This is a genomic window from Ruegeria sp. K3 (genome assembly GCF_056531845.1).
On sequence record NZ_JBQFMM010000005.1, the window covers coordinates 273637 to 298257 of the forward strand.

The window sequence follows — 24621 nt, forward strand, 5'->3', positions numbered from 1 at the left end:
ACGCTAGCACCGAATGCCGCGCCTGTCGTGGCTTGAATTTACCTGTCGGTTGGGCGATGAGCGCGCCATACGAGGAGGTTCCCATGGACGCATCATCTGTCTTTCAGGATACGTTGCCGCTCAGCTCGGATGCGCTTTTGGCGCAGTTGGATGAATGGGGGCTGCCCTATCGGTTGCATACTCATATCCCGCTGCGCACCGTTGAGGATGCCAAAGGGGTGGAGTGCCAGTTCATGGTGCCGGGTGAAAACACACTGCGGCTTAAGAACCTGTATCTGCGCGACAAGAAAAAGCGGAACTATCTGGTGACGCTGGAACAGAGCCGCGAGATCGACCTCAAGGCGCTGGGCGCGGAGTTGGGGGTTGGCAACCTGTCCTTCGGCTCGGCGGATCGGCTGTTCCAGAACCTCGGCATCCGCCCTGGCGCGGTCAGTCCGCTGGCGATGATCAACGGCGTTGAGAACAACGTTAAGTTCTTTATGGACGCCGCCGCGCAACAGGCCGATGTCATCAACATGCACCCTTTGGTCAACGACCGAACCGTCGTTTTGTCGCGCGAAGACCTGATGGTGTTCTTTGATAAGATCGGGTGCGAGATAAACTGGCTGCCGTGATCACCCCTCAAGCGCTTCGTTCAATGCGGCAGCGACATGGGCGGCAGAGGGGTTGACGAACAGGTGACCGTCCGCCTCGAACACCGGATCGTCCAGATGATCGGGGAAGGCCAGAGGCAACTCGGTACAGGCCAGCAAGATCGCGGTTCCGGGTGTGGCGTGTTTGTTGCAGAAGGCCAGCAGGCGCGCATGTGCTGTGTCGGATGCGCCGCCGTAGAAATCACTGTCGATCATCGCCTGCATCTCGGCGATCTCGGGCTCGGGCAGGCGTGTGTTTGCCGTGATACCCTCGGCGGCCAGCCGGTCGGCATAGTTTGTGGCCTGCATGGTGACTGCGGTTCCAAGGACCAAAGCATTGGTGGCGCCGGTCAAGGCGGTCGCGTCGGCGGTTGCGTCAAAAATGCTGAGAATAGGCATGGAGACGCCTTCGCGGATCGCGTGAAGCCGCGCGTGTGGCGTATTGGAGGCGATGATGCCGAAATCGCAGCCTGAGTGTTCCAAAATCAGCAGCGCTTCGCGGAACACCGCGTCGAAAGCGGCCCAGCTGTCTTCGTGACCGGCCACGCCGCGCAAGGCGCGGGTTTTGGCTTGGGTGACGGATTCGATGGTCATGGGTGGGATGGGCAGCGGCGATCCGTGGCCGCGCTCAGCAAAATACCGACCCGCGCCTTCAGCGATCGCCCGGTAGTAGTCGACAGTTGAGGCCCAGCCAACACCGCCCAATATTCCAATCTTTTTCATGTGAAACGCCCAGTCTGCCGATTTGCCTCGGCGCAGACTGGACGGTTCAAGGGGGTCAGGTCAATCAGGCCGCCAGTTCGGTGACAGCTTTCTGCGCATTGGACAGGGTTGTTTCGGGGTCCAGTGCCATGCGATCTGCGGCGATGACCTCGACATCATGGATGCCGATGAAGCCCAGAACATGGCGCGCATAGGTGGTGGCAAAGTCGATTTCGGAGCCCACCGCCGTACCGCCCGATGCAACAGCAAGGATGGCGCGTTTGCCTTCCAGCAGACCTTTCGGTCCTTCTTCGGAATAGGAAAATGTCAGACCGGCACGGGCGACCAGATCAATCCAGGCCTTGAACGCCGCCGGGACCGAGAAGTTGTAGATCGGCAGGCCGATGACGATCGTGTCGGCCTTTTGTAACTCGGACACCAATTCGTCCGACAGGGCCAGCAGGTCTTTCTGTACCGCGTCACGCTGGTCGGCGGGGGTGAAATTGGCGCCGATCCAGTCTTCGGTCAGCAGGGGCAGGGGGGTGGCCAGATCGCGGCGGATGATGCGGCTGGCGTTCAGGTGGCGAACCACGCGGTCGGACAGATCGCGGGTGGCAGATCCAGTGCGGCGGGCCGAGGCGTCGATATGCAGGATGGTTTTGGTCATTTCTGGGCGTCCTTTGTTGCGGAATTAGCTTCTGTTGCCCCAATATGGCTGTTGCGTGCATGAACAAAACTCGGATATATCAACAAGCATTGTTAGAATTTGCACATTGGATCAGATGCAATGGACAATTGGGATGAAGTGAGAACCGCCTATCAGGTGGCGCGCATAGGAACGGTCAGCGGCGCGGCGGATGTGCTGGGTGTGCACCACGCCACCGTGATCCGCCATATCGATGCGATCGAGGCACGGTTGGGCGTCAAACTATTCCAGCGTCACGCGCGTGGGTACACACCAACCGAAGCGGGTGAGGACTTGTTGCGGGTCGCGCAGGCAACCGAAGATCAATTCAACCAGTTGGTTGGTCGCATGAAGGGGCGCGGAGACGATGTCTCGGGCGAGATCGTGGTCACCTCACTGGCCTCACTGGCCCCGCTCATCGTACCGACGCTGACCGAGTTCCAGCAGACCCACCCGGGATTGATTGTGCGCTATCTGACCGGCGACCGCCTGTTCCGGTTGGAATATGGCGAGGCGCATGTGGCGATCCGCGCCGGGGCCGCGCCGGATCAACCGGACAATGTGGTGCAGCCGTTCATTCCACAAGAGGTCGGACTATTCGCCAGCAAGGCCTATCTCGCGCGCCACGGCAAACCCGCAAACGTTGCAGAGTTCGCCAATCACTACTTCGTGGGCAATGATGATGAAAGCAGCCGCGCGCCGTTTTCCCGCTGGCTGCGTGCCAACGCGCCGGAGCAGGCGATCACTTTCCGCTGCACCAATAATTTCTGTATGCGAGAGGCTGTTCTGGCCGGTGCAGGCATCGGCTTTATGGCCCGTTGGGAGGCCGCGCGCGATCCCGATCTGGTCGAGGTGATGGCACCGTTGCCCGAGTGGTCTGGCAAGCTGTGGCTGGTGACGCATGTGGATCTGCACCGGACCACTAAGGTGCAGGCTTTCCTATCCTTCCTGAAAGATCAATCCAAGGGCTGGCTGCCGTGACACCGCAGGCGCGCGGCCATCTGGCCATGCTGACATTCTCGGCTTTGGTGGCGGGCAGTTTCTCGCTTGGCTCAATGGCGGCAAATGAGATCGCACCGTCGGCGATCACGGCAGCGCGCTTTGCGATTGCGGCGGTTGTGATCGGCATCGCTGCGATTGCCACAACGGGCATTCCGCGCAGCGCGGCTCGGGCACCATGGCGCTATCTGGTTCTTGGCGGATTGTTCGGAGCCTACTTTGTCCTGATGTTCTACGGATTGAAAACCGCTCCCCCGGTCAGCGCGGCAGCGGTCTTTACGCTGACCCCGGTCATGTCGGCGCTGGCCGGGTGGGTGCTGCTGCGCCAGATCACCACCCCACGCATGGCGCTGGCCCTGACGGTCGGTGCAGTCGGTGCGCTGTGGGTGATCTTTAGAGCGGATTGGCAAGCCTTTCAGGTCTTCGAGATCGGAGGCGGCGAGATCATCTATTTCTGGGGTTGCGCCGCGCACGCCGTCTATACGCCGATGATACGGCGATTGAACCGGGGCGAGCCTGCGGTGGTGTTCACCTTCGGTACGTTGGTTGCGGGGTGTTTGATCCTGACGGTCTGGGGCTGGTCCGATATCCGTGCAGTAGATTGGGGCAACCTTCCCGGGATTGTCTGGGTGACGCTGCTTTACATCTCGTTGTTTGCGACCGCCGCCAGTTTTGTACTGGTTCAGTTTGCAGCCCTGCGTTTGCCCGCGGCAAAGGTCATGGCCTACACTTACCTGACACCCAGCTGGGTGATCCTGTGGGAAATCGCTTTGGGACGACCAGCGCCGACAGCGTTGGTGTTGGTTGGTGCCGGGCTCACCGCTGTTGCGCTGTTGTTGCTGCTGAAAGGAGAAGACGCGCCTGCAAATACTCCGGTGCGCTCGAATTGAAGCTTGTGATTTCTACCTGATGTGGCAGCCTGTCTGTCACCACCAAGGAGCTGGGCCATGAAAACACTGTCACTTATTCCCGCATTGCTGGCGCTGTCCGCCTGTGCCCCCGGTAGCGCGAAAGACGCTGCAGAGGCGGACCTGCAAGCCAGCTGCGAAGCTCTGGTGGGCGCCGAAACCGGCACAGGGCCTGATGGTGTCAAAGCGATGTCTACCCAGTCCAGCCCGACAGGCTCGGTCACCAGCGTATTCGTGGCAGGGGCCGAGGCTCCGTGGCTCTGTCGTGCCGACCCAACGGGGGTTGTGACCGGGGTGGAATATAGCCGCGAGGGCTGAGCCTGCCGTTTGGATCGTCCCGACGGGTCAGACTGGCGAACTGCCCGGTTCGACATATCTCAGGATCAGGAGGACGCCAATATGTTCAAACACATCATGGTCCCGGTCGACCTGCACTTGCCGCCCGAGGTCAAGAAAGCCACCGAGGTTGCGGCGCAATTGGCCAAATGGCAGGGCGCAAAAGTGACCATCGTCAGCGTCACCGGCCCGCAGCCTGGGGATAGCCACCTGACAACAGACGCGATCAAACAAGAATTGCTGACCTGCGCCAATGAAATCGCGATGCAAAGCGGGGCGCAGGTGGACACACGCAACATTCATTCGGTTGATGTCGCGGTCGAGATCGACAAGGACCTGACCCACGCAGCAGAGGAAATGGGGGCCGATCTGATTGTTGTGGGAACCCACGCACCCCGGATCACAGACTATATCCTGTCCAGCCACGCGGGATATCTGACCAAACACGCCAGCATGTCGGTCTTAGTTGTGCGTTAGGCCTCATCCGGGGGCAGTTCAACTTCAAGAAACCGCTCGAACGCATCCAGATTGACCGGTTCGAACTGTCCGAACCCCTGCATCCAAACCGAGGCCGCACGAAGCGCGTCGGGTTCAAGTTTGCACCACTTCACCCGTCCGCGTTTTTCCTGAGAAATCAGACCTGCTTTGGTCAGGATCACCAGATGCTTTGAAATCGCGGCCAGCGACATTTCGAACGGTTCGGCCACGTCGGTGACGGCCATGTCATCTTCCAGCAGCATCGCTAAGATGGCGCGGCGGGTGGGATCGGCGAGGGCTGCGAAGACAGTGTCGAGGTCGTTGGACATGGTTCCGCTGAACCATAGCCTGTGAGTTTGGTCAACCATTTGGTTGAATATGCGGATTCAGGCTTATCCGCCCGGTCAGCGAACTATACGCCATCGGCAGGTTTCACGCGGTCTGTGATTTTAATATAAAAATCATATACTTATCGCCGTTCATGCTGCGACTTCATTGCCGTTGACTCTGCGCCCTCAGCCCCTTAGCACCCTACCCAAGACTGTGCGAGGGAAACGCCCGTGACCGAAGATGACCAAAAGCAGCGTATGGCGCAGCTGGAGGCCAAGATCGAAGCGGCGAAAAAGGCCAAAGCGCCGAAACCTCGTGCGGATGCTGACGTATCCGGAGGCGAGCTTGCCTGGAGGATGGTCATCGAAATGGTTTCCGGTCTGGGGATCGGATTTGGCATCGGATACGGGCTGGACAGCCTGCTCGGGACGATCCCGATCTTTCTGGTGCTGTTCACATTGCTGGGCCTTGTCGCGGGCGTGAAGGTTATGCTCCGCAGCGCGAAAGAGGTTCAAGAGAAACAAGCGGCCGCAAGCGCGACCGAGAAGGACGAGAGGGACTGAACGTGGCAACCGAGACCACCGCAGAAAAAGGCAGCAGCCTGGCTTTCCATCCAATGGACCAGTTTATCGTCAAGCCGTTGTTCGGCGACGGTGCGATTGCCTGGTACACGCCCACCAACGTGACCCTGTGGCTGTTCCTGGCGATTGCGGCGATCTTTGCCCTGCTGGTTCTCAGCACGTCCAAGCGCGCCATTGTTCCGACGCGGATGCAGTCGGTGGCCGAGCTGGCCTATGGTTTCATCTACAAGATGCTGGAAGACATCTGCGGCAAGGAAGGCGTCAAGTACTTCCCCTATGTCATGACCCTGTTCATGTTCATCGTCTGCGCGAACTTCCTGGGCATGTTGCCCATGTCCTTCACCACCACATCGCATTTCGCCGTGACCATCCCGCTGGCGCTGGCCGTGTTCCTGACCGTGACCGTTTTGGGTTTCGTCAAGAACGGCGCTGCGTTCCTGGGCTTGTTCTGGGTCTCCAGCGCGCCGCTGGCGCTGCGCCCTGTTCTGGCGATTATTGAGCTGATCTCGTACTTCGTGCGCCCGGTCAGCCACTCCATTCGTCTTGCCGGTAACGTCATGGCAGGCCACGCGGTTATCAAGGTGTTCGCAGGCTTTGCCGCGATTGCCGTGATCTCGCCCGTGTCGGTTCTGGCGATCACCGCAATGTATGGCCTTGAGGTCCTCGTGTCCTTCATTCAGGCCTACGTCTTCACCATTCTGACCTGTGTGTATCTGAAAGATGCGCTGCATCCGTCGCACTAAGGTCCGAACCCCCAACATCGAAACTTCCAAATCGTAAGGAGAATTCTCATGGAAGGCGATCTCGCACACATCGGCGCAGGCCTGGCAGCAATCGGTTCCGGCGCAGCCGCAATCGGGGTGGGCAACGTTGCAGGCAACTTCCTGGCCGGCGCCCTGCGCAACCCTTCGGCGGCTGCTTCGCAGACCGCAACCCTGTTCATCGGTATCGCGTTCGCAGAAGCGCTGGGCATCTTCGCATTCCTGGTCTCGCTGCTGCTGATGTTCGCCGTATAATCTGCGGAACCTGATCCTTACGCGCAGGTGGGCCCAAGCCATAGCGGCCCATCTGTTGTAAAGACAACGTTCCGACGGAGGACATCATGGCGACTGAACCCATTGCTGAAGAAGTAGTAGGCACATGCGTTGATTCCAGCGGCTACGCCGTCGGGATGCCGCAGCTCTGCTTCGATTGGTTCCCCAACCAGATTTTCTGGCTGGTCATCACGCTGGTCGTCATCTTTCTGGTCCTGTCCCGCGTGGCTCTGCCCCGCATCGCGGCAATCCTGGCTGAACGCCAGGGGACCATTACAAATGACCTGGCTGCGGCCGAAGATCTGAAGGCCAAAGCGGTCGAGGCCGAAGAGGCCTATAACAAAGCGCTGGCCGATGCCCGTTCTGAGGCTCAGCGTATCGCAGCGGAAGCCCGCGCCGAAATCCAGGCCGGTCTGGATGACGCGATTGCCAAGGCGGATGCGGAAATCGCTGCAAAGGCGGCTGAATCGGAAAAGGCAATTGCCGAAATCCGTGCAGGTGCGCTGGAAAGCATTCAAGTGGTTGCCAAGGATACGGCGGCTGAACTGGTCACAGCACTGGGCGGCGAGGCGGATGCCAAAGCCATCAACAGTGCAGTAGATGCGCAGACGAAAGGATAAGTGACATGCGGAACACTCTTGCCCTTATCCTGACCGTTGGTGCCGCCAGCCCCGCGCTGGCCGCAAGCGGCCCGTTCTTCTCGCTTGCCAACACTGACTTTGTCGTCACTCTGGGCTTCATCGTCTTTATCGCGGTCCTGTTCTACTTCAAGGTCCCCGGTATGATTGGTGGTGCGCTGGACAATCGCGCCGAAGGTATTCAAGCCGAGCTGGACGAAGCCCGCGCCCTGCATGAAGAAGCACGCAGCCTGTTGGCCTCGTACGAGCGCAAGCAGCGCGAAGTTCAGGGTCAGGCCGATGCTATCGTTGCCGCGGCCAAAGAAGATGCGGCTTTGGCGGCAGAACAGGCCAAGGTGGATCTGGAAAAATCCATTGCGCGCCGTTTGTCCGCTGCGCAGGATCAGATTGCATCGGCTGAGGCATCTGCCGTCAAGGAAGTCCGCGATCAGGCCATCACCGTAGCGGTTTCGGCAGCCAACGCCGTGCTGGCCAAACAGATGACCGCAACGCAGGCGAACAAGCTGATCGATGCATCCATCGCGGATGTGGGTGAAAAGCTACACTGATCGCCTGGATCATATGATTTGAAAAACCCGAGGGCTTCAGGCTCTCGGGTTTTTTCTTTTCGTGGCTTCCAGTTTGAAGGATCAGACCTCTCCAGTCTCGTGCTTCAAACGCTGTTGCGCGATCTCTTCATTGCGCAGGGCCTTCTGCTGATCGGCCATGCAGCTTTTGACAAAGTTCAGATGATCCTCGACCGCCTTCCGTGCCCCTTTCGGGTCGCGGTCCTGCAGGGCTGTGTTGATGGCGCGGTGCTGGTCCAGAATTGCGTCGCGGGTGGTGCGTTGCTGGAACATGATCTGTCGGTTGTAGAATACGCCCTGCCGCAGCAGATCGAACATCGACCGCATCATATGCAGCATCACCACGTTATGACTGGCCTCGATGATCGCCATATGGAACTGGGCGTCCAGATGCGCCTCTTCTTCGGCTGCATTGCGGGCGTGGGCGTCTTCCATCTTGTCCAGTATGGTCTGCACCACCTTCAGATCGCTGCCCGAGCCCATGCGGGCGGCACGCTCAGCCGCTAGACCCTCCATGTCACGCCGGAATGAGAGATAGTCGAACACTGCCTCGTCGTGATTGCCGAACAACCGGATCAAAGCTGGCGCGAAGGCCGAGCCCAGAACCTCGGCCACATAGATGCCCGATCCGGCCTTGGCAGTCAGCAATCCCTGCTCCTGGAGGTCCGAGATTGCCTCGCGCAGCGACGGGCGCGACACGCCCATCCGCTCGGCCAGCTCCCGTTCTGAGGGCAGGCGTTCTCCGGGGCGCAGAATGCCGCGCAGGATCAGCAGTTCGATCTGGCGCACAACAGCCAGTGACAGTTTTTCGGTTTGAACTTTTTGAAAAGGCATCTGGCTACCACTTGGAATTGGTCAAATCACTTGACCACGTTTGTAAGGGGCGTTCAAGTCGCTCACAGAGGTTGAAACATTAGGTCAGAATTATTGACATAAGGGGCGCATTGCCTAATCTGCGACCCAAGGGCGGAGGAGGCCCCCTACGATGGATCAGCTCTACGCCACCCGAACCGCTCGGATGAAGGCTTCCGAAATCCGCGAATTGCTGAAACTGCTGGGCGAGCCCGGTATCATTTCCTTCGCAGGCGGTATTCCCGACCCCGCTTTGTTTCCAGCAGAGGCTTTCGCCGAAGCGTTTCAAAATGCGCTTAGCCCAGATCAACAGGCGCAGGCGCTGCAATATTCGGTCAGCGAGGGCTATGCCCCGCTGCGTGAATGGCTGGCCGACCATATGCGTGGGATCGGCGTTACGTGCGGCATCGACAACATCCTGATCACCTCAGGCTCGCAGCAAGCGCTGGATTACTTGGGTAAGTTGTTCTTGTCACCGGGTGATACTGCGTTGGTTGGGTGGCCCACATATCTGGGCGCGCTCAATGCGTTTGACGCTTATGAGCCGCGCTTTGACCAGCTTAGCATCAATGGCAATCGTGGGGCTGCCGAATACCAGGCCGCCGCCGGCAACAGCCCGATCAAATTCGCTTATCTCTCCGCCGATTTTGCAAATCCGACTGGTGAGACGGTCGATCTGCGGGGCAGGGAGGCGCTGCTCGATCTGACAGATGAATTGGATTGCGCAGTGATCGAGGACGGAGCCTATCAGGCGCTGCGCTATGACGGCGATCCGATCCCTCCGATCCTCGCGTTAGAACAGGCGCGCAAGGGATCGATCGAGAACTGCCGGACGATCTATTGCGGCAGCTTCTCGAAAACTCTTTCACCGGGGTTGCGGCTGGGTTGGGTGGTTGCAGCAAAACCGGTGATCTCGCAATTGGTGCTGCTGAAACAGGCGGCTGATCTGCATTCTTCTACGATCAACCAGATGGCGGTGTATCAGGTGGCACGGGATCGCTTTGACACTCATGTCCCCATACTGCGCCAGACCTATGCCGCGCGCCGCGATGCGATGCTTGAGGCGCTCAAAGAGCACATGCCCAATGGCGTCGACTGGACCCGATCCGAGGGCGGCATGTTCATTTGGGTCACTCTGCCCAAGGGAATGAACGGCGCCGACCTGCTGGCGAGGGCGCTGGAAACGGTCAAGTTGGCCTTTGTCCCCGGTCAGGCCTTCTATCCCTACGACACCGGGTCGAATACCATTCGACTGAGTTTCTCCAACTCGGATGAGGACACGATCCGCGAGGGTATACGCCGGTTAGGAGAAGTGTTGCGCGCCTGAACCGGGGAAAGGTTTCATTAACCATATTGTCGCTAATAAAGCAGTATGATCCGCGTGCTCGCTTTCCTTTGCCTCGCCGCCTGCTCGGGTGGTACACCCTATTTTCGCGACTTGCCCGCAACGCGCGTCGCGGTGAATGGCAGTATCTTCGACGTCCGCGTCCGCAATGAACTGGCCGAGGCCGTCCGCGTGAACCCGCAATACGCGCCGCGTCTGGGTCCGATCCGTGACCGGGCCGCGCTGGCCATGGCGCAGGTCTCGGGCTGTCCGCTTCTGGACGTTCTTGGCGATGCGGCCGTCACTGTGGGCGTGCTGGGCTGCGACCAGGAACTGGGGGAAAAACTGATTTTCGGCGCACTCCTTCGCCGTCCCTATGAATGCGTTGATTACGGATATTACGAAGACTACGGATATCAGGTCTTTGAATGCTCGCCTTACTGAGATACGCGAGACTCCGCGTAGTTTTGCCAAGATGTTGTGGATAACTTGGTCCAATCTCCCATATCCTGCGCAATCACGTTGACACCTCCCCCATCCGTTGCGCAGACTTCTTACCCATAGGAATCATACCAAGAGCAGCCATTGCGCTTTAGCAAACTCAAACTGACCGGCTTCAAAAGCTTCGTGGACCCGACCGATCTGATCATCGCGGACGGGCTGACCGGAGTGGTTGGTCCGAATGGCTGCGGCAAGTCCAATCTGCTGGAAGCGTTGCGCTGGGTGATGGGTGAAAACCGTCCCAAATCCATGCGCGGTGGCGCGATGGAGGATGTGATCTTTGCGGGCGCTGCCACTCGGCCTGCGCGCAACTTTGCCGAGGTGGTCCTGACGATGGACAACTCGGAACGTTTGGCGCCATCCGGCTTCAACGACAGCGACCAGTTGGAAATTGTCCGCCGCATCACCCGCGATGTGGGCAGTGCCTACAAGACCAACGGCAAGGACGTGCGCGCCCGCGACGTTCAAATGCTGTTCGCGGACGCCTCGACCGGTGCGCATTCGCCTGCGCTGGTGGGGCAAAACCGCATTGCCGAACTGATCAACGCCAAACCCCGCGCACGACGTCGCATTCTGGAAGAGGCCGCCGGCATCTCCGGGCTTTATCAACGCCGCCACGAGGCAGAACTGAAACTGAAAGGCACCGAGGCCAACCTGACCCGCGTGGATGACGTGCTGGAACAATTGGGCGGGCAGTTGGCACAACTCGCCCGTCAGGCCCGGCAGGCGGCGCGGTATCGCGAGATCGGCGAGCTGTTGCGTCAGGCCGAAGGGATGCTGCTATATCGCCGTTGGAAAGAGGCCGACATGGCCCGTCAGGCGGCCGAGGAAAAGCTACGCGACCGGATCACCGAAGCCTCTCGCGCCGAGGCATCCGCCCGTGAATCCGCCGCCAAACGCGCCGAGATCGAGGAAACCCTACCGCCCTTGCGTGAGGAAGAGGCCATCGCTGCCGCCGTCCTGCAGCGCCAGCAGGTGCAGCGCGATCAGCTGTCGGATCAGGAAACCCGCGCACGCCAGACGATTGAGACTCTGACCAACCGTATCCAGCAATTGGGCAACGACATCGAACGCGAATCCGGTCTGAACCGGGACGCGGGTGAGATGATCGAACGGCTCGAATGGGAGGCCCGCGAGCTTGCCAAAGCCGCCGATGGCTATGACGAAAAGGTCGCTGAAGCTGCAGAAGTTGCGCGCGAGGCCGCGTCGGTGTTGCAGGATCGCGAAGATCACCTGTCGCAGGAAACCGAAGACATGGCCCGTCTGGTGGCCCGCCACCAATCGGCGCAACGACTGGTTGAAGATAGCCGCAAGACACTGGCTCGTTCCGAGGGCGAAGAAGAAAAGGCCCGCGCCGCCGTGGACGAGGCGCGCAATGCCCTTTCCCGCGCCAGCGAGGCGTTCGAGACCGCGCAGGAGGGTGAGGAAGAAGCCCGCGAAGCTGCTGAGGCAGCGGAAGAAGCACTGGCTGCCGCAGACGAGCTGCGCAACGATACGCAGGCGCGTGAGGCGGAAGCCCGCGCCAAACGCTCCGAGGCCGAGGGTGAACTGGGCGCGATAAGGGCCGAGACCACCGCGCTGGCCAAGCTGGTCGAACGCGACACGGCTGAGGGTGGGCAAGTGCTCGACATGCTGCGGGTGGCAACGGGCTTTGAAAAGGCATTGGGGGCTGCGCTGGCGGATGACCTGCGTGCACCGTTGGTCGAGGGCGACGGACCTTCAGGTTGGGTGCAGGTAGCGGGCTATGACAGCGACCAGCCCTTGCCCGACGGGGCCGAGCCGCTGGCGTTGCATGTGTCCGGCCCCGACCGCCTAAGTCGCCGTATTGCGCAGATCGGTCTGGTCGATGCGGATCAGGGCGCGCGCCTGCAGGCGTCGTTGAAACCGGGTCAACGCTTGGTCTCACGCTCGGGAGATTTGTGGCGCTGGGACGGATTCCGCGCCTGGGCCGAGGATGCACCAAGCGCTGCCGCCCTGCGACTGGAACAGCTCAACAAGCTGGAAGCGCTGAAACAGGAACTGACACGCACCGAGGCACAAGCCGACGGCGCGCGCGCCGCGCATGAAGCGCTGTCGCAGCAACTGGCCGACGTCACCGAAGCCGACCGCCGCGCCCGCGAGGCCCGCCGTGCCGCGGATCAGCGCATGGCGGAAACCGCGCGGATGCTCAGCCGGGCTGAGGCGGATCGAAATCTGGCGCAGGGCAAGCTGGAAACACTGACACTCGCGGTCGACCGTCATAAGGAAGACGCCATGTCCGCCCGTGCACAACTGCGTGAGGCTGAAGGCGCGTTGACTGGCCTGGGCGATCTCGACAGCGCCCGCGCGCAGGTCGAGGACATCAAGCAGACGGTCGAGGCGGCGCGGATCACCATGCTGACCCACCGCTCAACGCATGATGAATTGCGCCGCGAGGGCGAGGCGCGCACCCGGCGCACGCAGGAGGTGACTAAGGACCTCAGCGGTTGGCGGCATCGTCTGGAAACGGCGGAAAAGCGGATATCGGAACTGGCCGAACGCAAGGAAAGCTCGGAAGAAGAACTGACCGAGGCGATGGCGGCCCCCAGCGAAATCGCCGAGGCACGGGAAGAACTGAACGAGCTGATCGAAACCGCTGAGGCTCGGCGCGCCGAAGCCGCCGACAAGTTGGCCGAGGCCGAGACCCAGCAGCGCGAGGTGGTTCTTGCCGAGCGCGAAGCCGAACGTCTGGCCTCGGAGGCGCGCGAAAGCCGCGCGGCGGCTGAGGCGCGTTGCGACGCCGCCAAGGAAAGCGTAGTCGCCGCAGCAGAACGCATTGCCGAGGATCAGCAACTGACGCCGAACCAGCTGCTGAACCAACTGGACGTGAACCCTGACCAGATGCCCGCCGCCGACGCACTTGAAGCCGAAGTGAACCGCCACAAGCGTCAGCGCGACGCCATGGGCGCAGTGAACCTACGGGCTGAAGAGGACAGCAAAGAAGTTCAGGAAGAATTCGACACGCTGAACGGCGAAAAGGCCGATCTGGAAGAGGCGATCAAGGCCCTGCGCAGCGGCATCGCCAGCCTCAACCGCGAGGGTCGCGAACGCCTGCTGACCGCGTTCGAGCAGGTGAATTCCAACTTCGCCATGCTGTTCAAGCACCTGTTTGGTGGCGGTGAGGCCAATCTGGTCATGGTCGAAAGCGACGATCCGCTGGATGCGGGCCTTGAGATCATGTGCCAGCCGCCGGGCAAAAAGCTCTCGACTCTCAGCCTGCTTTCGGGCGGCGAACAGACCCTGACCGCGACGGCGTTGATCTTTGGCGTGTTCCTTGCCAACCCCGCCCCGATCTGTGTGCTGGACGAGGTCGACGCCCCGCTGGACGATGCCAACGTCACCCGCTTCTGCGACTTGCTGGACGAGATGTGCCGCCAGACTGATACGCGTTTCCTGATCATCACCCACCACGCGGTGACCATGGCGCGGATGGATCGGCTGTTCGGTGTGACGATGCAGGAACAGGGTGTCAGCCAACTGGTTTCGGTCGATCTGAAAAAGGCCGAGCAGATGGTCGCTTGATCGATCACTGCAACGTTATGAGCCATCGCCCGTGTATGAGGGTAGGCTAGCATCATGATCCGATATTTCACCCTCGCATTGCTCGCGGCAAACCCCCTCTGGGCTGCCGAATGGCCCACGAAACCCGGTGACGTCCCCTTGACGCCAGAAGAATTGGAGGCTTTGGCCGGTCGTACTCTCACTTTCTACGACGACGGCCAGTCCAAATACTCGGCTGGAGGGGCCTATTCTTATACCTATGCCAGCGGAGAATCCGCCTTTGGCACCTATTCCATCGCCGGGGACGGCAGTGTTTGCATCGCGTATCGCAATGGGTTCAGCCGATGCGACCTATATGTCCGCAGTGGTGAGCGGTTGATCCTGATCGACGAGAAAGGCGATCGCTATCCGGTCAGAGCGAGTAATTGATCTGTTTTTCCCGATCAGTTGGTAAATTTGATAGAGCCTTTGAGTAAAAACGGAAGAAAACGGGATAATCATCGTCAAATCAAGTTGTAGAATGCCCTGGATCGAAAAACTGATGGGGATGCCAAATGTGCCGTTTTTTGGCTTGGGTTGGGGAGCAGCGATATCTGGATGAATTGATCCAGGAGCAAGAGCAATCGCTTGTCATCCAAAGCCGCAACGCGTTGATCGGGAAGACACCAATCAATGCCGATGGGTTTGGACTGGCCTGGTATTCTGATCGCGAAACGCCTTGTTTCTACAAGGACACTCATCCCGCATGGTCCGATGCAAATCTCAAACAACTGGCTCATCACACACGATCACGACTGTTTTTGGCCCATGTAAGAGCGTCGACAGGCACTGCGACCTCGCGCAACAACTGTCACCCATTTGGATTTGGCAAATGGAGCTTCATGCACAATGGCCAGGCTGGAGGGCATGACCAAATCCGGCAGCAGCTCGATGCTATGATCCCGGCACATTTATACGGGCACCGAATGGGTGGGACAGAAAGTGAAGCGATCTTTTTGATTGCTCATGGCGAAGGTCTGGATTCAAATCCGATCGAGGCAATGGCACGGGCCGTGGGGCGGGTGGAAGCGCTGTCCCGACAATGCGGATCGTCGCCTTATATGCGGTTTGCTGCGTGCTGGTCAGACGGCAAGCGTGTATTTGCGGCGCGCTATGCGTCTGATCGTTATGCACCCAGCCTGCATTACCGAACCTCAGAAGACGGGATAGTGATATCGTCCGAACCGCTTGATGCAGACAGTGACGGCTGGGTTGAAATACAGCCCAATACCGCCATCGTCACAGAAGGCTCGCTGGTATCTATCCATGCGTTTGATCCGTCAGTGAAACGTGAACCTGCAAAGGTTGCCTAGGCGCTGACCCTTATAGCTGCTTCAGCAGCTGTGTCGTTGGCCACGCATCCGCTGGCAAACCCAGACGCAATTGTTCAGCCTGCACAGCCGCACGGGTTCCGGCCCCAAGGATGCCGTCGATCTTGCCTACATCATAACCCCGTGCCTGTAGCTTGCTCTGCAACTGCTTCATCTGTGCGCCCGTCAGCCCCGGCGCGGGGTTGCCTGCGTCGTAGATCTGCGCGCCTTCCAGCCGTGTGCCGAAATAGGCGGCGGTCAGGACGTAAACGAAGCTCTGGTTCCATTCGAAATAGACATCAAAATTCGGGTAAGCCAGAAAGGCGGGTCCTTTATGCCCTTGTGGCAGGATCAGCGAGGCAGACAGATTTGCCAAAGACCCACTGCGCGCCTGCACGCCCATCGCCTGCCATTCGGACACCGAGCGGGGCTTGCCGGGGCCAGAGAGAGACCAGTCCATCTGCGCGGGCACGGTGACCTCTTGCAGCCATGGCTGACCCGGTTGCCAACCAAGATGCGACAGCATCTTGGCCCCGGACATCAGTGCATCCGGTGCCGAGGTTTTGAGCGAAACCTTGCCGTCTCCGTCCCCATCCACGCCGTTTTCCAGAATGTCGCGGGGCAGCATCTGGACCATGCCGATTTCACCGGCCCAAGCCCCGGTGGTGCGGGCGGGGTCAAAATTGCCCTGGCTGTACAGCTCGATCGCGGCGAAAATCTGCGGGCGGAACAACTCGGGGCGGCGGCAGTCGTGGGCCAGCGTCACCAGCGCGTTGCGAGTGTTGAAATCGCCTTGAAAGGACCCGTAGTCGGTCTCGAACGCCCAAAATGCCAGTAGCACACCCCGCGAAATGCCGTATTCCTGCTCAATCCGGTCAAACACCGCGTCGTATTTGCCCGACATGGCCTTGCCCCGGTCGATCCGGTTCTGTGAAATCAGGCGCCGCGAGAAGTCGATGAATGGTTTCTGGAATACGCCCTGCGCGCGGTCGGCTTTCAGAACGGCTCCGTCCTGCTGAACGCCCTTGAAAAAGCTGTTGACGGTGGATTTGTCGTAACCCTGCTGAATGGCTTCGGCTTTCAGCCCTTTGACGAAGGTATTGAACCCGCCGCCGCATTGGGCAAGCGCGGGCGAGGCGAAGAGGGCGGCGGCAATAAGGCCGGAAAGGAAACGCATGGGTCTGATCCGTCAGAATATGAAGTTGAACCCAACCCACACCGACACGAGCCCAAGCGCAAGCCCCCATACCTGCCAGAGCATGTCTGATGCGCGAAAAACCTCCGCCGCGTCGATATTCTGCCGCGCATTCCCGTTCACCCAGGCGAGATCCCGCATCTGCCCGTCATAGCTGCGCGGTCCTGCCAGCGCGATATCAAGCGCACGTGCCATCGCGGCCTCGGGCCAGCCTGCGTTGGGTGAGATATGGCGGCGTGCATCCTCAACCATCTCTCCCCAGCGCGACCATTGGCTGGACAGTGCCACGATCATTACAAAGGTCAGGCGTGCCGGGACAAGGTTCAGCAAATCATCCAGCCGCGCTGCTGCCCAGCCGAAGGCGCGGTATTTGTCGTTGCGATAACCGATCATACTGTCGGCGGTGTTGACGACCTTGTAAACCAGAAGCCCCGGCAGACCTGCGACCAGAAACCAGAAGGCTGGGGCAATCACCCCGTCGCTCAAGTTTTCGGCGGCGCTTTCGATGGCCGAGCGCGCCACCTGCGCCTCGGTCATATCTCGCGTATCGCGCGAGACAATCATGGCGACCTGCGCGCGCCCTTCGGCAAGCGAGGTCAACAGGCCTTCGCCAACTGCGCGAACATGGGTGATCAGGGATTTCTGGGCCAGAAGGATGGCGCAGACCACGATCTCGACGATCGGACCAAGCAGCTCCAGCAACCGGCCAAGGATGAGTGCCACCGCAACCAGGATGAGCACCGTCGCAACCCCTTTGAGGCGGCGATACGCCCCATGGTTCAGCCGGTTGTCCAGCCAGCCAATCGCGTTGCCAATCAGTACGGCAGGGTGGCGAATCCGCGACCACAGCCAATCCGGCTCACCCAATGCTGCGTCCAGACACATAGCGCAGACCAATAGGAACGCGGTGCTCACAGCGCTGCTTCCAACCGGGCCCAACCATCTGCTGGCGGTAATCCAAGGCGCAGGTAGGTCCGGGAATAGGGGAAAATACGGCTCCAGATATGCGCCCGCGCCAATCGGTCTTGCCAGGCGGTCGCGTCATCAACGTCGTAGAGGCGGAACAGGCTGGTGCCGCCAATCAGCCGCGCACCTTTGGCCGCTAAAAGCTGATCCAACCGTGTTGCTTCATTTGCCAGACGCATGCGCGTTTCATCAGCCCATTTTACATCGTGCAACGCTTGCGCGCCGATCCGCAGTGCCGGGCCGGATACGGCCCATGGTCCGGTCAGGTCGTTCAATCGTGCAATCAGATCGGGATGGCCAATTGCAAAACCCAGTCGCAACCCGGCCAACCCCCAAAATTTGCCAAAGCTCTTCAGCACCACGATGCCGGGCCGCTGGGCCAGATGAATCAGCGAGGCTTCGGGCGTTACGTCGCAGAAGCTTTCATCGATCACCGTCAGCGGCGCGTCGACATCCGCGTCCTGCCAGATGCGCCCATCGGGATTGTTGGGGTGTACGATGACACGTGCCTGAGCCGGGCCGCTCTCGTGCACCGTCCACCCCTGAGCGGTGAATGCAGCGGCATGTTCGTTATAAGTGGGCATCGTGATCTGCACGCGACCGGCTTTGGTCAGCGCGGGCACGCGGGCAATCACCGCAGAGGCACCAGGCGATGGCAGAATCTCGGCCCCATCAGGCACGTTCCAAAACACCCGCGCCGCGTCCGAGAGGCGTTCGAACGCGCCATGATCCGGCAGTTCCTTCCAGTCCGGAGGCTGCAGGCCCGAGACCTCATAAGCATGCGGATTGATCCCCGTGGACAGATCGATCCAGTCTGCGCGCGTGCCCCCAAACCGCGTCATCGCGCCATCCAGCCCTCCGCCATGATCGCGCGCAGCCCGAGGGTTCAATCTGTCATCCTGTCCAACCATCTGCCCCAGCCGGAATCGCCTATTTCTCATGCTTCAAGCGGATTTTTGCCGTTCTTACAAGCGAATCCGCCCGATCACGGCGCTGTGCGGGCCTTGTTAACACTTTGTTAAGGAAATCGCGTGATCACGGACAACAGGGGTCGGCACCACTCACCCATATCACGTGCCGAGGTTGTTGCAAATGAAAGTACTGATTGTTGAGAGTAACCCCGATCTAGGTCGGGTCTGGCAGCGGCATCTGCAAAGGCAGGAGGCCGAAGTCACGCTGGTCGAAACGCAAGAGGCCGCGATCCTGGCACTGTATGGTACCGCATTCGATATCATCGTGCTGGATCTGGTTCTGGAAACCGGCAGCGCCTTGGCGGTTGCCGATTTCGCAAGCTATCGCAGGCCCGAGGCGCGAGTGATCTTCGTCACCAACACCACATTCTTCTCGGACGGATCAATCTTTGCCCATAGCGCCAATGCCTGCGCCTATGTCCAAAGCTCGACCCCGCCCGAGGATCTGGCGGCCATGGTCGAACACTACGCGGCGGGGCGCTGATCCCGCCCATGGGGTTCTGAATAGTCCAACGTTGGATTCACCGGAATAATTCGGTGCGGATTGATGCTGTCATGGCTGAAGTGATAGTGGCGCACGATGTGGTTCATGTTCACAGACTGCGCCACGCCGGGCCATTGATATAGCTCCCGCGTAAAGGCCCAGAGGTTCGGGTAGTCCACCAACCGACGCTTGTTGCACTTGAAATGTAAATGATAAACCGGGTCGAACCGGATCAATGTGGTGAACAGGCGCCAGTCGGCCTCGGTCACGCGGTCACCCATAAGATAGCGGTTCCGGGCCAGACGATCCTCAAGCCAGTCCAGCGTGTCGAACAGAGGGCCAACCGCGGCGTCATAAGCTTCTTGCGAGGTGGCAAAGCCGGATTTGTAGACCCCGTTATTGACATCGGAATAGATGCGCGCGTTGACCTCTTCGATCTCGTCCCGCATTGCCTCGGGCCAGTAGTCGTCTGTGTTGCCGGTGATCCCGTTGAAAGCCGAGTTGAACATGCGGATGATTTCCGAGCTTTCGTTCGACACGATCGTTTTCTCAACTTTGTCCCACAGGATCGGAACCGTAACGCGGCCCGAATAGTGAGGGTCGGCACGGGTGTAGATTTGATGGGCAAATTCTGATCCGAACAGTTTGTCGCCGGTCGCGCCATGGTCGTCGGTCTCAAAGGTCCAACCTTTATCCAGCATATCCGGATGCACGACCGAGACCGAGATGTGGTCGCTCAGCCCTTTCAACTCACGAAAGATCAGTGTGCGGTGCGCCCAAGGGCAGGCGTGCGAGACATAAAGGTGATAGCGCCCCGATTCCGCCTCGAACCCGCCGCGCCCCGAGGGGCCGGGCGCGCCATCGGCGGTGATCCAGTTGCGAAACTGTGCGGCCGAGCGTTTGAACGCCCCGCCTGTGGATTTGGTGTCATACCAGGTGTCATGCCATTCGCCGTCGACAAGCAGGCCCATCGTTATTCCTTTCGCATTGCGATTGGGTCAAAGATAGGCCGTCTTGCGCCACGATCCTATTTCACCGGGCGCGCATCAGGCCTGCATGCGCGCACAGGTGGGGTGCGGTGTCTGGGCACCAGAACCGCAATGCCAAAACTTATGTGACGCCGTTCACTGGATTTTTACAGGAATCGCGTCAGACTAATGAGTGTTAAGGGGGGAAGTTTATTATGAGTACCTATGTTTCCAAGGAAATTCGCGCCGAATTGGATGCGGCCCGAATCGCTACCCTCAAGAAATCCAGCCGTTTGCGGGTGGAGGTTGGCGACAATAGCTTCAAAATTTTGACATTGTGGAAGGATGGTTTCACCGTCGAGGCCGAAACCACGCCACGCCTGCGTGGGCTCGTCGATATCTATGACGGTGCCAATCACATGTATCAGTGCCTGATCATCGCAGATGAAGAAGCGGTGGGTGAGATGCGCTATGAGTTCAAGCGCAGCACCGTGGCAGCCGACAAGGCCCCGCTGGATTTCTACCGCGCCCCGGATGCACCGATCGCATTGCTCGAAAACCGCGACTGACGCGCGCACCGTTTGACCTTTGGCACCGACGCGCCACCGGCGCTCGGGCGGCAATGGTGCCACGAGATTCTCGGTATCAGGCCGGACGGTTTAGTCGGAGGCCGTCAGGGTCAGGTGCACAGGAGCCAAACCATCGATGCCGCCTTCAATTCGGTCTCCGGCGACCACAGGCCCGACCCCGGCGGGTGTGCCGGTCAGGATCAGATCGCCGGGGCGCAAATGGTAGAAACCCGATAGATGGGAGATCAGTTCATCGATCTTCCAGACCAGCTCTGACAATGTGGCGTCTTGTACGACCCGCTCATTGACGCTCAGATAGATGCGCTTGTCATCAGATGGGCTCCAGTCATCGGCGCGGGTCAGCGGAGCGAAGACCGCGCCGTTTTCCACATCCTTGCCCAGATCCCAGGGGCGCTGCTTGTTGCGCTCACGAATCTGCAAGTCGCGGCGCGTCATGTCCAAGGCACAGCCGTAGCCAAAGATCGCGGCTTGGGCCTGCGCGGCCGTGGCCTGAAAAACCGGCTTGCCGATGGCAACGGCCAGTTCCATTTCATGATGATAATCCTCAGTCCCTGCCGGATACGGCACATGCGCTCCGGTCAAAACCGCGTTGGGCGCGGATTTGGTGAAGTAAAACGGCGCCTGACGATCCACCTCATGCCCCATCTCGGCAGCGTGGGCGGCATAGTTGCGGCCCACGCAAAAAATCCGCCCGATCGGATAGGTCGCCTGTTCCCCCTGCACCGGGATGCTTGGGATGTCCGGAAGCGTAAAAAGGTGGTTGGGCATGACGTGCCTCCGATTATTTGTGAACGGGGTTCATTGTAAATCGCCAAAGGCTGTCTTCAATCGCGCACAGGCTTCTTCAACCCGCTCGCGTTGGGTGGCCAGATTGAAGCGCTCGAAGGTTTCTCCACCGGTGCCAAAACCGGGGCCTGAGGATGTCGCGATCCGCGCATCTTCGCGTAGGCGGCGGACAAACTCATCGTGGCTCATACCCGTGCCCGAAAAATCGACCCATGCCAGATAGGTCGCCTGCAGAGGCATCGACCACAGGCCCGGTATCTCGGCGATGGCAGCATCAAACAGCTTCCGGTTCGCGTCCAGGTGGGCAATTTGTTCATCGACCCATTTTGCACCTTCCGGCGAATAGGCGGCAGAGATCATCGCCACACCCAACGCACTGGGGTCATAGTCCAGCGTGGTGATCCGGTGCCGCATCTCGGCCCGCAGCTTGGCGTCGGGAATGATCATGTTGCCGGTACGCTGACCGGCGATGTTGAATGTTTTCGACGCCGCGGTCAGTGTCACCGTCCACGGGCGCGCGTCGGGGGCGGCCGTATCCATCGGTACGAAGGTATTGCCCGGATAAACCAGATCATGGTGAATCTCGTCCGACACAAGGATCAGCCCGTTGCGCTCCGCAAACGCCGCTACAGCGCGCAGTTCATCCGGCGTCCAGACCCGACCTGACGGGTTCTGCGGCGAGCACCACAGCAGCAGCTTTTCTGATCCGTCCAACCGCGACTGCGCATCGTCCAGATCAAGCCCATAGCTGTCGCCATCGCGCACCAGCGGGCATTCCACCACGCGGCGGCCGGATTTGTTCACCTTATGGGCAAACTCATGGTAGACGGGCGTGAAGATCACGACGCCATCTCCCGGTTCACTCCAAACATCCAGACACAGGGCAATCGCATTGCCCAACCCTTGCGAGGTCAGAATCCAATCGGTGTCGATCTCCCAGTTGTGGCGTGTCTTCATCCACCACTGGATTGCATTCAGATAATCCGGGTGCATCCATGAATATCCAAACGCGCCATGATCGGCCGCTTCCCGCAACGCCTCGATCACGCAAGGGGCCGTGGCATAGTCGGAATCAGCCGTCCACATGGCCAGCCCATCCTCGGGGGCGACACCGTAAAGCTGCTCCATCTTGTCCCATTTTGAAGAGTTGGTGCCCCGGCGGTCGATCAGGTCGTTGAAAGTCATGTCATCTCCATCTGTCGAGGCGAAAGCTAACCACAAATCCATAAGGTGCAAGGGGGCCGTTGCGGAGGCGGGCGCGATGGCCTAAATCAGCCCCATGAAACGCAATATCCTGATCCACCCCGATCCCCGCCTGAAAAAGGTCTGCGCGCCGGTGGCCGACATCACCGACGATCTGCGCAAACTGGCCGATGACATGCTGGAGACGATGTATGACGCGCCCGGCATTGGCCTTGCTGCGCCGCAGATCGGTGTGCTCGACCGGCTGATCGTGGTGGACTGCGTCAAAGAAGAAGGTGAGGCCCCACGCCCACTGGTGATGTTCAACCCCGAGGTCATCGCCTCCTCGGACGAGACCAACGTTTACGAAGAAGGCTGCCTGTCGATCCCTGAGCAATATGCCGAAGTCACGCGCCCGAAGACGGTTGATGTCACCTGGCTGGACCGTGACGGTAATCTGCAGCAGGAAACCTTTGATGATCTCTGGGCGACTTGTGTGCAGCATGAGATCGACCATCTGAACGGGAAGCTCTTCATCGACTATCTCAAACCGCTCAAGCGTCAGATGATCACGCGCAAAATGCAGAAGCTCAAGCGCGAAAAGGCCCGTACATGACGGTGCGGACCTGCCTGCCGTGGCCCGACAAGCGCCTGCGCACCAAGGCCGAGGATGTCACGGAAATCACCGACGACATCCGCACCATCTGGGATGACATGATCGATACGATGGAGGCGATGCCCGGCGTTGGCCTCGCTGCGCCGCAGATCGGAGTGATGCTGCGGCTGGCTGTCGTGGATGGCTCGACCCAGCGGGGCAAAGCTGTGCGACTGGCCAACCCCGAGATTCTGCATAGCTCGGTTGAGCTGCGTGAACATGACGAGGCCAGCCCGAACTTGCCCGGCGTGTCCGCCAAGGTGAAGCGGCCACGCGCAGTGACTGTGAAATTTCTCAACGAACAGGGCCAGATCGACCGCCGCGATTTCGTCGGCATCGAAGCCACCAGCGTGCAGCACCAGATCGACCACCTGAACGGGCGGATGTATTTTGACCGCCTCAGCAAGGTCAAACGCGACATGCTGCTGCGCAAAGCACAGAAGATGGGGTGAAACCCCATCCTACGGAGGGACGGATGCGTATCATCTTCATGGGAACGCCAGATTTCTCGGTGCCGGTGCTGGATGCGCTGGTCCGTGCCGAACACGAAATCGCCGCCGTCTATTGCCAACCGCCACGCCCCGCCGGTCGCGGTAAAAAAGACCGTCCAACCCCGGTGCACGCGCGTGCCTTGGCGCTGGGCTTAGACGTTCGCCACCCCACCTCGCTGAAATCGCCCGAAGAACAGGCCAGCTTTGCAGCGCTGAATGCCGATATCGCAGTCGTCGTCGCCTATGGCCTGATCCTGCCACAACCTATTCTGGACGCGCCAACCCATGGCTGCCTGAACATTCACGCCAGCCTGCTTCCACGCTGGCGTGGGGCCGCGCCTATACACCGCGCGATCATGGCAGGCGATGCGCAAACCGGTGTTTGTATCATGCAGATGGAGGCCGGGTTGGATACAGGCCCCGTTCTGCTGCGCGAGGCCACAGAGATCGGGATTGAGGAAACCACGGCGCAACTCCATGACCGCCTGTCGGGCATGGGTGCGGCGCTGATCGTTGAGGCGCTGAACACGCTGCCGAGCCTGACCCCCGAACCGCAGCCCGAGGTCGGCGTAACCTACGCCGCCAAGATCGACAAATCCGAGGCGCGGATCGACTGGTCGGCCCTCGCGTCCGAAGTCGACAGAAAAATCCGCGGTCTCTCCCCGTTCCCCGGCGCATGGACCGAGGTCGAGGGTCACCGGATCAAGCTGCTCGCCTCGCGGCTGGCCGAAGGGCAGGGCACGCCCGGCGAGGCACTGGATGACCACCTGTGCGTGGCCTGTGGCGAAGGCGCGGTTGAGCTGCTGCGCTTGCAACGGGCAGGCAAGGGCGCGCAGGATAGGGAAACTTTTCTGCGGGGATGGCCCATGCCGGCCGGGACCCGCCTGTCATCGGAGTAGG

General features: G+C 60.0%; 30 protein-coding genes. 20 read left to right on the plus strand and 10 right to left on the minus strand.

Going from position 1 to position 24621, the window contains the following annotated elements:
* The first annotated feature begins 83 nt into the window (after nt 1-83).
* On the plus strand, nt 84-614 hold the full coding sequence (locus ACR0MP_RS11715; protein ID WP_170402384.1) for a prolyl-tRNA synthetase associated domain-containing protein: 531 nt from the start codon (nt 84-86) through the stop codon (nt 612-614).
* Here the strand turns inward: ACR0MP_RS11715 and ACR0MP_RS11720 are convergent, their stop codons facing one another.
* Both ACR0MP_RS11720 and ACR0MP_RS11725 read right to left on the minus strand, forming a co-directional pair.
* Nucleotides 615-1355: an aspartate/glutamate racemase family protein gene (locus tag ACR0MP_RS11720; RefSeq protein ID WP_170402380.1), complete on the minus strand. Its 741-nt coding sequence runs from the start codon at nt 1353-1355 to the stop codon at nt 615-617.
* Nucleotides 1356-1419: 64 nt separating this feature from the next.
* Complete coding sequence (locus ACR0MP_RS11725; protein ID WP_170402377.1) at nt 1420-2001, minus strand: NAD(P)H-dependent oxidoreductase; 582 nt, start codon at nt 1999-2001, stop codon at nt 1420-1422.
* A 120-nt stretch (nt 2002-2121) separates the two neighbouring features.
* Between ACR0MP_RS11725 and ACR0MP_RS11730 the strand changes: the two genes are divergently transcribed.
* From ACR0MP_RS11730 to ACR0MP_RS11745, 4 genes are all read left to right on the plus strand, one after another.
* Nucleotides 2122-3000 carry a LysR family transcriptional regulator gene (locus ACR0MP_RS11730; protein WP_480886877.1) on the plus strand — a complete coding sequence of 293 codons (879 nt, stop codon included), beginning with the start codon at nt 2122-2124 and terminating at the stop codon, nt 2998-3000.
* The gene (locus ACR0MP_RS11735) at nt 2997-3908 is read left to right on the plus strand and encodes a DMT family transporter (RefSeq protein ID WP_170392652.1); all 912 of its coding nucleotides are present in this window, start codon (nt 2997-2999) and stop codon (nt 3906-3908) included. The genes ACR0MP_RS11730 and ACR0MP_RS11735 overlap by 4 nt, the downstream gene beginning before the upstream one ends.
* Nucleotides 3909-3965: 57 nt before the next feature.
* On the plus strand, nt 3966-4244 hold the full coding sequence (locus tag ACR0MP_RS11740) for a hypothetical protein (protein ID WP_170402368.1): 279 nt from the start codon (nt 3966-3968) through the stop codon (nt 4242-4244).
* 81 nt (nt 4245-4325) lie between these two features.
* Entirely contained in the window at nt 4326-4739 is a 414-nt protein-coding gene (locus ACR0MP_RS11745) for a universal stress protein (protein WP_480886879.1), read from the plus strand.
* Here ACR0MP_RS11745 and ACR0MP_RS11750 read toward each other — a convergent pair.
* Nucleotides 4736-5068 carry an ArsR/SmtB family transcription factor gene (locus ACR0MP_RS11750; RefSeq protein ID WP_170392649.1) on the minus strand — a complete coding sequence of 111 codons (333 nt, stop codon included), beginning with the start codon at nt 5066-5068 and terminating at the stop codon, nt 4736-4738. The two genes, ACR0MP_RS11745 and ACR0MP_RS11750, sit on opposite strands and share 4 nt — an antisense overlap.
* 231 nt (nt 5069-5299) lie before the next feature.
* Here ACR0MP_RS11750 and ACR0MP_RS11755 point away from each other — a divergent pair, with 231 nt between their 5' ends.
* The 5 genes from ACR0MP_RS11755 to ACR0MP_RS11775 all read left to right on the plus strand — a co-directional run bounded on the left by ACR0MP_RS11755 (nt 5300) and on the right by ACR0MP_RS11775 (nt 7870).
* Nucleotides 5300-5632: an AtpZ/AtpI family protein gene (locus ACR0MP_RS11755; RefSeq protein WP_170392648.1), complete on the plus strand. Its 333-nt coding sequence runs from the start codon at nt 5300-5302 to the stop codon at nt 5630-5632.
* Between the two features lie 2 nt (nt 5633-5634).
* Nucleotides 5635-6393 (plus strand): F0F1 ATP synthase subunit A, encoded by a 759-nt coding sequence (locus ACR0MP_RS11760; protein WP_170392647.1) that lies wholly within the window; start codon nt 5635-5637, stop codon nt 6391-6393.
* Nucleotides 6394-6441: 48 nt separating this feature from the next.
* Entirely contained in the window at nt 6442-6666 is a 225-nt protein-coding gene (locus ACR0MP_RS11765) for a F0F1 ATP synthase subunit C (RefSeq protein ID WP_005981269.1), read from the plus strand.
* Between the two features lie 86 nt (nt 6667-6752).
* Nucleotides 6753-7304: a F0F1 ATP synthase subunit B' gene (locus tag ACR0MP_RS11770; RefSeq protein WP_170402362.1), complete on the plus strand. Its 552-nt coding sequence runs from the start codon at nt 6753-6755 to the stop codon at nt 7302-7304.
* 5 nt (nt 7305-7309) lie between these two features.
* Nucleotides 7310-7870 carry a F0F1 ATP synthase subunit B gene (locus ACR0MP_RS11775; RefSeq protein ID WP_480886881.1) on the plus strand — a complete coding sequence of 187 codons (561 nt, stop codon included), beginning with the start codon at nt 7310-7312 and terminating at the stop codon, nt 7868-7870.
* An 81-nt stretch (nt 7871-7951) separates the two neighbouring features.
* Here the strand turns inward: ACR0MP_RS11775 and ACR0MP_RS11780 are convergent, their stop codons facing one another.
* A complete protein-coding gene (locus ACR0MP_RS11780; protein ID WP_170392644.1) occupies nt 7952-8722 on the minus strand; it encodes a FadR/GntR family transcriptional regulator in 771 nt (256 codons plus the stop codon).
* A 151-nt stretch (nt 8723-8873) separates the two neighbouring features.
* On the opposite strand from ACR0MP_RS11780, the gene ACR0MP_RS11785 reads away from it, so the two are divergent.
* The 5 genes from ACR0MP_RS11785 to ACR0MP_RS11805 all read left to right on the plus strand — a co-directional run bounded on the left by ACR0MP_RS11785 (nt 8874) and on the right by ACR0MP_RS11805 (nt 15436).
* A complete protein-coding gene (locus tag ACR0MP_RS11785) occupies nt 8874-10067 on the plus strand; it encodes an aminotransferase-like domain-containing protein (RefSeq protein WP_480886882.1) in 1194 nt (397 codons plus the stop codon).
* A 45-nt stretch (nt 10068-10112) separates the two neighbouring features.
* A complete protein-coding gene (locus ACR0MP_RS11790) occupies nt 10113-10508 on the plus strand; it encodes a hypothetical protein (RefSeq protein WP_170392642.1) in 396 nt (131 codons plus the stop codon).
* Between the two features lie 141 nt (nt 10509-10649).
* On the plus strand, nt 10650-14105 hold the full coding sequence (locus ACR0MP_RS11795; RefSeq protein ID WP_170402353.1) for a chromosome segregation SMC family protein: 3456 nt from the start codon (nt 10650-10652) through the stop codon (nt 14103-14105).
* Between the two features lie 54 nt (nt 14106-14159).
* Nucleotides 14160-14513, plus strand: coding sequence for a hypothetical protein (locus ACR0MP_RS11800; RefSeq protein WP_170392640.1), 354 nt, complete (start codon nt 14160-14162; stop codon nt 14511-14513).
* 125 nt (nt 14514-14638) lie between these two features.
* Nucleotides 14639-15436, plus strand: coding sequence for a class II glutamine amidotransferase (locus ACR0MP_RS11805; protein WP_480886883.1), 798 nt, complete (start codon nt 14639-14641; stop codon nt 15434-15436).
* Between the two features lie 10 nt (nt 15437-15446).
* Here ACR0MP_RS11805 and ACR0MP_RS11810 read toward each other — a convergent pair whose 3' ends face one another.
* From ACR0MP_RS11810 to cobD, 3 genes are read right to left on the minus strand one after another with little or no spacing between them, the layout of a single operon-like run.
* Entirely contained in the window at nt 15447-16610 is a 1164-nt protein-coding gene (locus ACR0MP_RS11810) for a lytic murein transglycosylase (protein ID WP_480886885.1), read from the minus strand.
* A 12-nt stretch (nt 16611-16622) separates the two neighbouring features.
* Nucleotides 16623-17543: an adenosylcobinamide-phosphate synthase CbiB gene (gene cbiB, locus ACR0MP_RS11815; RefSeq protein ID WP_170736969.1), complete on the minus strand. Its 921-nt coding sequence runs from the start codon at nt 17541-17543 to the stop codon at nt 16623-16625.
* Nucleotides 17540-18505, minus strand: a complete 966-nt coding sequence (cobD, locus tag ACR0MP_RS11820) for a threonine-phosphate decarboxylase CobD (protein ID WP_480886907.1) — start codon at nt 18503-18505, stop codon at nt 17540-17542. The genes cbiB and cobD overlap by 4 nt, the downstream gene beginning before the upstream one ends.
* 181 nt (nt 18506-18686) lie before the next feature.
* Between cobD and ACR0MP_RS11825 the strand changes: the two genes are divergently transcribed.
* Complete coding sequence (locus ACR0MP_RS11825; RefSeq protein WP_008756687.1) at nt 18687-19049, plus strand: response regulator transcription factor; 363 nt, start codon at nt 18687-18689, stop codon at nt 19047-19049.
* Here ACR0MP_RS11825 and ACR0MP_RS11830 read toward each other — a convergent pair.
* Nucleotides 19031-20020 (minus strand): glutathione S-transferase family protein, encoded by a 990-nt coding sequence (locus tag ACR0MP_RS11830; protein WP_170392636.1) that lies wholly within the window; start codon nt 20018-20020, stop codon nt 19031-19033. The two genes, ACR0MP_RS11825 and ACR0MP_RS11830, sit on opposite strands and share 19 nt — an antisense overlap.
* Nucleotides 20021-20232: 212 nt before the next feature.
* On the opposite strand from ACR0MP_RS11830, the gene ACR0MP_RS11835 reads away from it, so the two are divergent.
* Complete coding sequence (locus ACR0MP_RS11835) at nt 20233-20586, plus strand: hypothetical protein (RefSeq protein ID WP_170513411.1); 354 nt, start codon at nt 20233-20235, stop codon at nt 20584-20586.
* A 90-nt stretch (nt 20587-20676) separates the two neighbouring features.
* On the opposite strand, the gene ACR0MP_RS11840 is transcribed toward ACR0MP_RS11835, so the two are convergent.
* Together ACR0MP_RS11840 and ACR0MP_RS11845 are read right to left on the minus strand one after the other, a co-directional pair.
* Nucleotides 20677-21375: a fumarylacetoacetate hydrolase family protein gene (locus ACR0MP_RS11840; protein WP_170609756.1), complete on the minus strand. Its 699-nt coding sequence runs from the start codon at nt 21373-21375 to the stop codon at nt 20677-20679.
* A 30-nt stretch (nt 21376-21405) separates the two neighbouring features.
* A complete protein-coding gene (locus ACR0MP_RS11845; protein ID WP_480886890.1) occupies nt 21406-22578 on the minus strand; it encodes a MalY/PatB family protein in 1173 nt (390 codons plus the stop codon).
* A 94-nt stretch (nt 22579-22672) separates the two neighbouring features.
* On the opposite strand from ACR0MP_RS11845, the gene def (ACR0MP_RS11850) reads away from it, so the two are divergent.
* The 3 genes from def (ACR0MP_RS11850) to fmt are packed head-to-tail and all read left to right on the plus strand — an operon-like array spanning nt 22673 to nt 24620.
* Nucleotides 22673-23191 carry a peptide deformylase gene (def, locus tag ACR0MP_RS11850; RefSeq protein WP_170392632.1) on the plus strand — a complete coding sequence of 173 codons (519 nt, stop codon included), beginning with the start codon at nt 22673-22675 and terminating at the stop codon, nt 23189-23191.
* Nucleotides 23188-23682, plus strand: a complete 495-nt coding sequence (gene def / locus ACR0MP_RS11855; RefSeq protein ID WP_170402334.1) for a peptide deformylase — start codon at nt 23188-23190, stop codon at nt 23680-23682. The genes def (ACR0MP_RS11850) and def (ACR0MP_RS11855) overlap by 4 nt, the downstream gene beginning before the upstream one ends.
* Before the next feature lie 23 nt (nt 23683-23705).
* Nucleotides 23706-24620 carry a methionyl-tRNA formyltransferase gene (fmt, locus tag ACR0MP_RS11860; RefSeq protein ID WP_480886892.1) on the plus strand — a complete coding sequence of 305 codons (915 nt, stop codon included), beginning with the start codon at nt 23706-23708 and terminating at the stop codon, nt 24618-24620.
* The last annotated feature ends 1 nt before the right edge of the window (nt 24621 follow it).